Source organism: uncultured Meiothermus sp. (genome assembly GCF_937863175.1).
In the GTDB taxonomy this organism is placed as follows: Bacteria; Deinococcota; Deinococci; order Deinococcales; family Thermaceae; genus Meiothermus.
Genome location: NZ_CALMCQ010000462.1, coordinates 1 through 11052, shown reverse-complemented (window position 1 = coordinate 11052; position 11052 = coordinate 1). Strand labels below are relative to the sequence as shown.

Sequence of the window (11052 nt, the reverse complement as noted above, 5' to 3'; positions counted from 1 at the left end):
CTGCCTCCTATTCTGGAGGCTTAACCGCTACTGACTCAATTCGGGGTAAGTTCACACTATTACGCTAGGGTTAAGCAAGCGACCAAACCCATTGCTTTTTTAGCCATCAGTGCCCCTGTACTGACAGCATTGCTGCAGTCGGATTTCCTCAGAAGTTTGTATACGCTTGAGGAAACGACTGCAAAACGTGAAGAAACGGTTGAGACAAAAAGGCCGCTAAGGTCTGAGGAGAGGCGTTCTCGCGTAAAAACCCCCAAGACATCGAAAGTAAACAAAGACAGCAAGACAAGTCCTCAGCAAAAACTTGCTATGAGTCTTCTGTTGAATAGAGCTTTATTATTCTTTGCAACAAACCTACGGGATTTTCAGCGTAGAAGAGCCTACTTACCACATGTCCTTTTGGGAGTTATCTTTACATTGCTCTTAACTGTTATTGTCTTCGCATTTCTACACTACGGCCTTTGGAAGAATTATCCCCACGAATACTCAGGAGCAGCAGGGGCTAATTTCCTCGATTTTCTCTTTCTGAGCATGAGCCTTTTCCATGTCAACTTCACTGATATTGCACCTGACGGGACAACAGCAAAAATTATCACCTTTTTTGAGTGGATTATAGCTGCTATCTACACCATTATGGTGATGACTTTAGTGGTCTCCTCGTTTAACGAACGGTATAAGGAAGAGATCGATTTGATTGTTGATCGACTTCACAGAGCCAGTGTTGAAGTTGAAGATCATATCAAGGCAGAATATAAGATAAACGTTGAGAATGCACTTAAGACACTGCGTGAGGCCCCAGATGCATTTGCCAGTTTGATACTTGTGTTGTCGGGACGAATTAAGCAGTATTGAAAGATTTATCTGAGTTTCTTTGCCCCCGCGATTCTACCGAGCGCACCGTCTTTGATACGACCATCCGTCTATGAGCAAACGGTTTGGCAGCAGCCTTGACGACTTCCTCGCCGAAGAGGGCATCTTGGGCGATGTGGAGGCGGTTGCCACCAAGCGCGTCTTGGTTTTCCAGATCAACCAAGAACTGAAGCGCCAGAACATCACCAAGTCGTCCCTGGCCGCTCAGATGAACACCAGCCGCGCCGCCGTAGACCGCCTGCTCGACCCAGACAACCCCTCGGTCACGCTGCAAACCCTGGGACGGGTGGCTGCGGTGTTGGGCAAGAAGCTGCGCCTCGAGCTGAGCTGACCTGCCCGCGCCAAGACCCCCACAGCTAGGGAAGTGGCTAGCTGCAATCCCCCCGGCCCTACGGGCCACCCCTCTCGTTAAGGGGAGCAAGGCTGGGGTGTGGCTTGCCCCCTGAGCAAGGGGCTCGACGCAGCGGTGGGGGATCATGTCTCCTGCCGCGAAACCTGCCCTATGTGAAAACCAACGTCTCGAAGGCTCGTCGGCTGCGCAAAGAGATGACCCCTGCTGAGCGAAAAGTCTGGTACGACTGACTGCGAAACCAAGAGCGTCGCTGGCTGCCTCAACGACCTATCGGGCCGTACATCGCCGACTTCTACTGCGCCAGTGCAAAGCTGGTGGTCGAGATGGACGGTAAGGCGCACTTCACCCCGGAGGGGCAAGCCTACGACGCGGAGCGGACGCCCTATCTGGAAGGGCTGGGACTGTGTGTGGTGCGCTTCAGCAACGCGGACGTGATGAGCAGTGGGGAAGACATGTGCTGGCAGATTGGGCAGGAACTTACCAGGGCGGTTGAGCGCTAGACAGGGCCTGGGGTTCGGTACCATTAACCCGGTGACAACCGCCGAGGCCATCGCAAAACGGAAGTAGCCCTGGTAATCCGGGACTCGCTGCGCTCCGAAGTGGAGCGGGAGGGCGTCCGTCAGAACCCCCAGCTATGTGTAAACAGTCGGGAGGGACTTCGATGACGGCCTTCTGAAAGCAGCGCAGCCAACCCGGGCTCAAGTCGCTGCGCCTGGTCTCGGAGACGTGAAAACCCCCTCCGGCAAACAAGCGAGGGGGTTGATACGGGTGGATTTACGCGCCCGCGCCGGGTTGCTGACGGGTGTCGCCGGGTTGTACCACCGGAGGCATGGCGGGCTCGGGCAGCAGGAGGTACTTAAGCACGTCTCCCACGTCTTCTACCATCTTGATTTCCAGCCCTTCCAGCACTTCCTTGGGCAGATCCTCGAGCTGGGGTTCGTTGTCCTGGGGGAGTACAACCCGGTGGATACCGGCCTGGTGGGCGGCGAGTAGCTTTTCCTTCACACCCCCGATGGGCATTACCTTACCGCGCAGGCTGACCTCGCCGGTCATGGCGATATCCATGCGGGCCGGTCGGCGGCTGAGGGCACTGGCGATGGCAGTGGTCATGGTAATGCCCGCGCTGGGGCCGTCCTTGGGGGTGGCCCCGTCGGGGACATGCACGTGCAGGTCTACCTTGTTGTGGAAGTCATCGGGAAGGCCATAATCGGCAGCATGGGCACGCAGATAGGTCAGCGCAGCCTGGGCCGACTCCTTCATCACCTCGCCGAGCTGGCCGGTCAGCGAGAGCTTGCCGCTGCCAGGGACAGCAGCAACCTCAATGGTAAGAAGGGTGCCGCCCACAGGGGTCCAGGCCAGTCCCTGGGCGGTGCCAACCTGGGGCTCGGTCTCGGCTTTGTCGGGGCGGAAGCGCGGAATGCCCAGGTAGGTGGGTACTTCGGGAGCATCCACCGAACGCGGGCCTTCCCAGTTGCCTTCCAGCCAGAATTTGGCCCCCTTGCGGGCAATCTTGCCCATCTCGCGCTCCAGCCCCCGCACCCCGGCCTCGCGGGTGTACTCGTTGATGACCCGCATGATGGCAGACTCGGTGACCTCAATTTTGCCATCCATTCCAGCCTCCTTGACCTGTTTGGGCCAGAGGTACTGTTTGGCGATGGAGGCTTTCTCGAGGTTGGTGTAGCCCGGAATCTCGATGATCTCCATGCGATCCAGGAGCGGGCGGGGGATGGTTTGCAGGGTGTTGGCGGTGGTGATGAAGAAGACCCTGGAGAGGTCGTATTGCACGTCGAGGTAGTGGTCGGTAAAGGTGTTGTTTTGCTCGGGGTCAAGCACTTCCAGCATGGCGCTGGCGGGGTCGCCGCGCCAGTCTGCGCTCATCTTGTCAATTTCATCCAGCAAGATCACCGGATTGACGACCCCCACCTGCTTCATGGCGTGAATTAGTTTGCCTGGCATGGCCCCAATGTACGTTCTGCGGTGGCCGCGAATCTCGGCCTCGTCGCGCACCCCGCCCAGTGAGATGCGGTGGAACTTGCGGTTCATGCTGCGGGCGATGGAGCGGCCCAGCGAGGTCTTGCCGACCCCCGGCGGCCCCACCAGCACCAGGATAGGAGCCTTGTTGCGCACCTCCAGGTGGGCCGTCATCTGGCGCACCGCCAGGTATTCCAGGATGCGCTCCTTCACATCCTTGAGGCCGTAGTGGTCTTCATCCAGAATCTGGCGGGTGCGGGCGATATCCAACACCTCGGGGTCGGCTTTGACCCAGGGTACGTCGGTCAGCCAGTCCAGGTAGGTGCGGGCCACGGTGGCCTCAGGGCTGCCCTGCTGCATCCGCTCGAGCCGATCCAGTTCCTTGAGAGCCTTGGTCTGTACCGCCTCGGGCATCCCGGATTCTTCGATCCTTTTGCGCAATGCCTCCAGGTCGCTAAGGCCGTCTTCGCCTCCACCCAGCTCTTTCTGGATGGCTTTCATCTGCTCGCGCAGGTAATACTCGCGCTGGTTGGTGTCCATCTGGTCTTTAACCCGCTGGGCCACCTTCTTGTCCAGATCGAAGCGTTCCAGATCCCGACTGAGAAATTCCAGCACCTTCTTGAGGCGGGTCTCAATCTCGGTCAGCTCGAGAATCTCCTGCTTCTCGGCCACCGCCCAGGTGGCGTGGTAGGCGATGGTATCGGCCAGCATAGCCGGGTCGGTGGTGCCCTTCACGGCCTCCAGCTGATAGCGATCCAGCCGCAGCGACTTATGGCCGGCAACATATCTATCGAAAGCGTCCTTGAGCTCTTCCACCAGCACGCGGGTTACGGTCTCGTCGGCAGGAAAAATTTCGGAGTAGACCTCGCCCCTGGCCCGCAGAAAAGGCCCGGCGATGTAGTCCTTAACTTCGGCCCTGGCGCGGGCCTCGACCATCACCTGCAAAGTGCCGTCGGGCAGGCGCATGGCCTGCTTTACCACAGCCTGAACCCCCCACACATAGAGATCGTCCTGGGTGGGATCGTCCACTTCCGGGTCGCGCTGTGCTACCAGGAAGATCAGCCGGTCGGCACCCATTGCTTCTTCGACCGCACGCTTGCTTTTGGCGCGGCCCACATCCACCGGGGTGGTGGTATGCGGCAAGATGACGGTATTTCGCAGTGGAATGACCGGCAGTTCTAAACGCATAAGATATCTATCTCCTGAGTTCCGCCTGGGGTTCGTCGCTCTCTCGGCGGGATGGGAGCGATATATGTTCTGATTTTATAAGGTGGGGGAACCGGGATAGGGTCAAATCTTACACTTAGGCTACTTGAGTATACCTCACTCAAGATTTGTTTAGCCCGGTTTCCGAATAGGATCATCTTTAACCACCCACTACGGCCGTCAAGGAGCGGGGATTCGCCGGACCTCACTTACGTTCCCCAAAATGAGTTCAATTTTCAGATACTCACCGGCTCTGGGGGCAGGGTTCAGAAAAGTATCCTGAAAGCGCAGCCGACGGGCGGCGGCGCCGGTTTGCAACACCACCTCGTAGAAAACCACCCCATGAATACTGGTGATCTGGCTCTGCAAAACCGAACCTTCAAGTGTCTCGTACACAGGAAAATTGTACGGCCTAATGGGCTTTAATGTGGCGGTGAGGAGGCAGAATTAGCCTCGAGGTGCCCCGGCGAACTCAGATACTGGGCACCAGCAGGGCAAAAACAACCAGCAACAAAGCGGCAATCGCGCCGGTGGCAATATCCACTAGTAAGTCGCGGGCGGCTTTCGTATTGGGTGTGGTTCGTTTGAGTGCCATAAAATATGTATATAGCATAAGGTGATTTAAGTCAAGACATAACAGAGTAATTTGGTTTCACTCTAGACACAATCGGCTGAATTTGGATGCAGGGGTTTTGGAAATTCACTCCCCAGGTTGCACAGGCTTTGGGGGTCCAACTGCGAATCGTGTGCTTGACAACGTTCTGACCTGGCTCGTATATTCCAGTTAGCAAACCAGCCAGGTTAAATCGGCTCCCGTGAGAGCACGAACCTTCTTAGTGATCAAGCCGTCACCGAGAAGGTCTTTGCCTTTGCTGTAGCTACAAAGTCGGCCCGGCCCGATGGTAAAGGAGGAAGCGTGCAGATCATCAAACCCGAGGAAGTTCTGACCGAGTATTACCCACCCCTGACCGATCACGAGGCGCTGGTGGAGGCCAACCGTTGCCTCTACTGCTACGACGCGCCCTGCACCCACGCCTGCCCGACGCACATTGACATTCCCAGGTTTATCAAGAAAATCGCCACCGAGAACGTGGTGGGATCGGCGCGGACGATCCTCGAGGCCAACCTGATGGGCGCGACCTGTGCGCGGGTCTGTCCCGTACAGGAACTGTGCGAAGGGGCCTGCGTGCTGGGCTCCGACCACAAGCCCATTGCCATCGGTCGCTTGCAGCGCTATGCCACCGACCATGTGTACGAGCGAGGGATTGAGGTGTTCAAGCCCGGCGCTCCCACAGGCAAAAAGGTCGCGGTGATCGGGGCGGGGCCTGCGGGCCTGACCTGCGCAGGCGAGCTGGCCAAACTGGGGCACAGTGTGACGGTCTTCGAGAAGCGCGAACTCGCGGGCGGCCTCTCGACCTACGGCATTATCGTGCTACGCGAGCCAGTAGAGGTGGCGCAGGCCGAGGTGGAGATGGTTCGGCGGCTGGGTGTGAAGATCAAAACCCAGATGGAACTGGGCAAGAACCTCTCCTGGGACGAGGTGAGGTCGGGCTTTGATGCAGTATTCCTGAGCGTGGGGCTGGGGGTGGTGCCCGCGATGGGGATTCCAGGCGAGGAGCATATTCTGGATGGCCTCGAGTACATCGAAGCCTCCAAGATGAACCCCCACGAGATGACCATCGGAAGCAACGTCATCGTGATTGGAGCGGGCAACACGGCCGTGGACGCGGCCACGGTTGCCCGGCGGTTGGGTGCGGAGCGGGTCACGGTGGTCTACCGCCGCACCGACCGGGAGATGACCGCCTACCCCCATGAGTACAGCTTCATCAAAAATGAAGGGGTGGACTTCCGCTTCCTGACCCAGCCGGTGGAGGTCATCAGCGTAGATGGCCGGGTCACGGGTCTGAAATGTGTGCGGATGGCACTGGGAGCGCCGGATGCTTCGGGCCGCCCGGCCCCAGAGCCGGTGCCGGGCTCGGCGTTTGTGCTGCCCTGCGACCAGATCGTGAAGGCCATCGGGCAGGCGAAGCCAGCGGTGGCAAGTTTATTGGGCCTCGAGACCGAGAAGGGCTACCTCAAAGTGAGCGAAGACCTCGAGACCAGCCAGCCGAACGTCTACGCGGGGGGCGACTGTGTGCGGGCCAAAGGTTCGGCCTCGACGGTGATGGCGGTACAGGACGGGAAGCTGGCGGCATTTGCTATGCACCGCAAGCTCGTGCCGAGTGTCGGCGTCGCGGCAGACGACTGAATGCAAAAGGCGTGGAAAGAGGAACGTATGGAGCGGAAAGTGGAAGGATTTGAAAGCCTGATCGCCTGGCAACAGGCTCGAGTATTGGTCAGGGACATATACAAAGTTTCGCGTAAAGGCGAGTTCGCCAAGGACTACGGCCTGAAAGACCAGATTCAACGTGCCTCTGTCTCCATCATGTCCAACGTTGCTGAAGGCTACGAGCGCGGCAACCGCAATGAGTTCCACCAGTTCCTGGCGATCGCCAAAGCCTCCTGCGGCGAAGTCCGTTCCCAACTCTATGTCGCTCTCGATATTGAGTACATCTCAGAATCCGACTTCGAGAAACTCTCCCAGCACTGCCGCCAACTATCCAAAATCATCAGCGGCCTCAAGACCTCCATCCAAACCCAGAGGAAACAGACAAAATAAGCTGCTTTCTTTTGCCTTTCCTTTCCACTTTCCACTTTTCTCTTTCCCCGCCCTTAGGAGTCAATCATGGCAGACCTCACGATTAATTTCGCAGGCATCAAATCCCCCAATCCGTTCTGGCTGGCCTCGGCTCCTCCTACGAATTCGGGGGCACAGGTTCACCGGGCGTTCGAGTACGGCTGGGGTGGGGCAGTCTGGAAGACCATCGGGGCTCCGGTGCTCAACGTCTCGAATCGCTACGGGGCCTGGCACTACGGTGGTCAGAAGATGCTGGCGATCAACAACGTGGAGTTGATTTCAGACCGGCCCCTCGAGGTCAACCTCCAGGAAATCCGCGATGTGAAGCGCAACTGGCCCGACCGAGCGGTCATTGTCTCGGCCATGGTCGAGTCTACGCCCGAGGCCTGGCGCGAGATCATCCTCCAGATTGAAGACACCGGAGCCGATGGAATCGAACTTAATTACGGTTGCCCGCACGGCATGAGTGAACGTGGGATGGGCGCGGCAGTGGGGCAGGTGCCCGAGTACTGCGAACAGATCACCCGCTGGGTGATGGAGGTGGCCAGGATTCCCGTCATCGTCAAGCTCACGCCCAATGTGGCCTCGGTCGTCCCACCCGCACGGGCCGCCATTGCAGCCGGGGCCAATGCCCTCAGCCTCATCAATACCATTAACTCGATTGTGGCGGTGGATCTGGATACGCTCGAGATCACCCCCAGTATTGGTGGTAAAGGCGGTCACGGTGGCTATGCGGGGCCTGCGGTCAAGCCCATCGCTCTTAACATGCTTTCCTCGCTGGGTGTGGACGAGGTGGTACGCAAGTCGGGCCTCCCCATCTCGGGCATGGGTGGCATCTCGACCTGGAAGGATGCCGCCGAGTTCTTGTTGCTGGGCGCGTCTAACCTGCAAGTCTGCACTGCCGTGATGCACTATGGCTTCCGCATCATCGAGGATCTGTGCGATGGCTTGAACGGTTGGATGGACGCCAGGGGCTTCCAGACCATTGACGAGGTGGTGGGCAAGAGCCTCCACCGCATCTCCGACTTCAAGGACTTCGACCTCTCCTTCCGCGCGGTGGCCCGCATCAACCCCGACAAGTGCATCCAGTGCAACCTTTGCTACGTGGCCTGCAACGATACCGCCCACCAGTGCATTGATCTGGTGGACGCAGGGGGGAAGGTGGTGCTGCCCTACCGCTACGACATGCGGAGCAATGGCAGGCACGAAGCGGTGAGCACCCGCCCAGAGCCGGTGGTGCGTGAGGAAGACTGTGTGGGCTGCCGCCTCTGTTACAACGTCTGCCCGGTGGAAGACTGCATCGAGATGGTGGAGGTGCCCTCGGGCCGCACCCCGGTGACCTGGGATCAGTTGAGCAAGAGCAAGGCCGAGGTGACCACCGACTGGGAAGCCATGAAGCGGTATCGGGACGAGGTGGGGATTGACATCCATTAGATGCCGCAACCCTAGGGATGTATGCAATACTGCCTTTCTGTACCAGCAATCTGGAGGGGGTTTATAAGTCCTCCTCACACGTGAGTTATGAGCACAACCGCAGTTCTTACAGAGTTCTTGGTAATTGGAATCCAGACAGTTATCTGGATGGGTTTTTTGCTACTAACCGTTCTCGACTATAAATGGATTAATGGAGAAAAGATTGCAGGTCTGAGCCCCCTGTTATCTGTGCTTACGTTGTCCATCGCCTATCCGATTGGAGTTTTTATTGATAACTGGGTAGGAAAGAGTTTGGTCAAACGACTCTCGGGAAAGCGCAGAGCACAGTACATCACAGACGGCTTTTCGGTCGGGCTGGTGGTTCAAACCAGGCTGAACAGCAGTTGGCTGGCCAGCTACCTGGATAATCGCTACTCGAGAATACGACTCAGTCGCTCTTCGGCCATCAACTTTCTCCTCATCGCGATAACAGCTCCTGTGTTTGTATTGACTCGAGTTGGTGGAGATCAGGCTTTGCCAATTGCTTTAGTGGTATGCCTGCTTAGTTTGACGGTTGTTTTTCTCGCATCCTTCTCTTGGTCGAAACTTACAGATAAGTTTTATAGAGAGATGCAACTTGCTAAGGTCTTAGCCATGCAGGCTGATACGGATCTGTTTGACAAGATCAACAGAGATTTGCAATACACGATAAAGCATAGCAATCAAGCTGAGAGCAAGGAGAATCCCACGACAGATACTAGCCTATGACTGACCTCGAGCACAAACTCTCCGAACTCATGGCCCGCTACCGCGTCCCTGGGGTGGCGGTGGGCATTCTGCAAGACGGCGTGGAAACCTATGTCTGCGAGGGCGTGACCAACGTGTTCGACCCGCTCGAGGTCACCCGAGACACACTCTTCCAGGTCGCCTCCAACACCAAAACCATGACCGGCACGCTGGCGATGAGGCTGGTCGAGGAGGGGAAGCTCGAGCTGGACAAACCTGTTATCAACTACCTGCCCGAACTCAAGCTGGCCGACCCCCAGGTGGCCCAAACCGCCACCATGCGCCACCTCTTCAACCACACCGGTGGCTGGGTGGGCGACCTGTTTGGCAACACCGGCGACGGTGACGATGCGCTGCAAAAGTACGTGGCGGGTGTGGACAAAATGCCCCAAATCACCCCGCTCGGCTCGCTCTGGCACTACAACAACGCGGGCTTCGGGATCGCGGGCCGGGTGATTGAGGTGCTGACGGGCAAGACCTTCGAACAGGTAGCGCGGGATATGTTGTTTGAACCTCTCGGGATGGAGCGCTCCAGCTTTTTTCCACACGAGGCCATCCTGCATCGGCACTGCGTGGGGCACTTCCTCGACGAGTGCGAGCAGTTCCGGATCAGCAAGCCGTGGGCCTTTGCGCGGGCGGTTGGCCCCATTGGTCGGGTGAATTCCACGGTCTGCGAGATGCTCCGATATGCCCGAGTGCATCTGGAAGGCGGCCTGGGGGTGATCTCGCCCGAATCCGTCCAAGCCATGCAGCAAGTCACCGCCAAAGGCCAGCTCGACGACGACTTTGGCGTGACCTGGTGGATGCGCGACCTGCTGGATAAAGACGGTAACAGGATTCGCGCCATCCTCCACGGCGGCGCGGCCAACGGGCAGATGAGCGCTTTCTGGCTGGTTCCTTCGCGCAATTTCGCCTGTGTCATCCTGACCAACGCTCAAAAAGGCGGGTTCCTACACGGTGAGCTGAACGCCTGGATCAACGAGCAGTATTTGGATCTCAAAGCCCCCGAGCCGAAGGCCGTGAACGCCAGCGAACAGGAGTTGCGGGTCTACGTTGGCAAGTATGTGGGTCATGCCTTCGGAACGACCGTCGAGGTGTACCTGGACGAAGGCTCATTGTGGCACCGGATTCTTCCGGGGGACGTGTCGAGCGTCACCACCACGCCACCGCCACCGCTGCCGCCTGCGCGGCTGGAACTCCTGGAAAACGAGCGACTGCACATCACCGAGGGCGACGGCAAGGGTGGCAAGCTGGAAATCCTGCGGGACACAGCCGGGCAGATGGTGTGGCTGAGGACAGGCGGAAGGCTCTACGCCCAGCGGTAGAGAAAGCTATAAGCTATCCCAACAACGGAGGCAGCTATGGGACTACTGGTTAAGAACGGCGAAATCATCACTGCAGACGCTCGCTACAAGGCCGACATCTATGCCGAGGGTGATACCATCACCCGCATCGGCCAGAGTCTGGATGTGCCGCCGGGAACAGAAGTAATAGACGCCTCGGGAAAGTACGTCTTCCCTGGTTTCGTAGACCCTCATGTGCACATCTACCTGCCGTTCATGGCCACTTTTGCCAAGGATACCCACCAGACTGGCTCCCGGGCGGCTTTGATGGGGGGTACCACCACCTACATCGAGATGTGCTGTCCCAGCCGCAACGACGATACCTTGGAGGGCTACCACCTCTGGAAGAGCAAGGCCGAGGGCAACAGCTACTGCGATTACACCTTCCACATGGCCGTCACCAAATTCGACCCCAGGGCCGGGGCCCAGCTCCG

12 protein-coding genes are annotated in these 11052 nt (G+C 58.1%); 9 read left to right on the top strand and 3 right to left on the bottom strand.

Annotated elements, in window-relative coordinates:
- Positions 1–156: 156 nt before the first annotated feature.
- The 3 genes from Q0288_RS17255 to Q0288_RS17245 all read left to right on the top strand — a co-directional run bounded on the left by Q0288_RS17255 (position 157) and on the right by Q0288_RS17245 (position 1722).
- Entirely contained in the window at positions 157–852 is a 696-nt protein-coding gene (locus tag Q0288_RS17255; RefSeq protein WP_299433405.1) for a hypothetical protein, read from the top strand.
- 70 nt (positions 853–922) lie between these two features.
- Positions 923–1201 carry a helix-turn-helix domain-containing protein gene (locus Q0288_RS17250; protein WP_299433402.1) on the top strand — a complete coding sequence of 93 codons (279 nt, stop codon included), beginning with the start codon at positions 923–925 and terminating at the stop codon, positions 1199–1201.
- Positions 1202–1452: 251 nt separating this feature from the next.
- A complete protein-coding gene (locus Q0288_RS17245; protein ID WP_366914805.1) occupies positions 1453–1722 on the top strand; it encodes an endonuclease domain-containing protein in 270 nt (89 codons plus the stop codon).
- A 274-nt stretch (positions 1723–1996) separates the two neighbouring features.
- On the opposite strand, the gene lon is transcribed toward Q0288_RS17245, so the two are convergent.
- From lon to Q0288_RS17230, 3 genes are all read right to left on the bottom strand, one after another.
- A complete protein-coding gene (gene lon / locus Q0288_RS17240) occupies positions 1997–4381 on the bottom strand; it encodes an endopeptidase La (RefSeq protein WP_299433399.1) in 2385 nt (794 codons plus the stop codon).
- 198 nt (positions 4382–4579) lie between these two features.
- Positions 4580–4795, bottom strand: coding sequence for a hypothetical protein (locus tag Q0288_RS17235; protein ID WP_299433396.1), 216 nt, complete (start codon positions 4793–4795; stop codon positions 4580–4582).
- Between the two features lie 76 nt (positions 4796–4871).
- Positions 4872–4994 carry a hypothetical protein gene (locus Q0288_RS17230; RefSeq protein ID WP_299433393.1) on the bottom strand — a complete coding sequence of 41 codons (123 nt, stop codon included), beginning with the start codon at positions 4992–4994 and terminating at the stop codon, positions 4872–4874.
- A gap of 321 nt (positions 4995–5315) precedes the next feature.
- Between Q0288_RS17230 and Q0288_RS17225 the strand changes: the two genes are divergently transcribed.
- The 6 genes from Q0288_RS17225 to Q0288_RS17200 form a co-directional block, all read left to right on the top strand.
- Positions 5316–6647 carry an NAD(P)-dependent oxidoreductase gene (locus Q0288_RS17225; protein ID WP_299433390.1) on the top strand — a complete coding sequence of 444 codons (1332 nt, stop codon included), beginning with the start codon at positions 5316–5318 and terminating at the stop codon, positions 6645–6647.
- Between the two features lie 27 nt (positions 6648–6674).
- Positions 6675–7058: a four helix bundle protein gene (locus Q0288_RS17220; RefSeq protein WP_299433387.1), complete on the top strand. Its 384-nt coding sequence runs from the start codon at positions 6675–6677 to the stop codon at positions 7056–7058.
- Between the two features lie 66 nt (positions 7059–7124).
- Positions 7125–8510 (top strand): NAD-dependent dihydropyrimidine dehydrogenase subunit PreA, encoded by a 1386-nt coding sequence (gene preA, locus Q0288_RS17215; protein ID WP_299433384.1) that lies wholly within the window; start codon positions 7125–7127, stop codon positions 8508–8510.
- A gap of 87 nt (positions 8511–8597) precedes the next feature.
- Complete coding sequence (locus Q0288_RS17210) at positions 8598–9257, top strand: hypothetical protein (RefSeq protein WP_299433381.1); 660 nt, start codon at positions 8598–8600, stop codon at positions 9255–9257.
- On the top strand, positions 9254–10600 hold the full coding sequence (locus Q0288_RS17205; protein ID WP_299433378.1) for a serine hydrolase domain-containing protein: 1347 nt from the start codon (positions 9254–9256) through the stop codon (positions 10598–10600). The genes Q0288_RS17210 and Q0288_RS17205 overlap by 4 nt, the downstream gene beginning before the upstream one ends.
- Positions 10601–10636: 36 nt before the next feature.
- On the top strand, positions 10637–11052 hold a 416-nt coding region (locus Q0288_RS17200; RefSeq protein WP_299433375.1), incomplete at its 3' end, for an amidohydrolase family protein.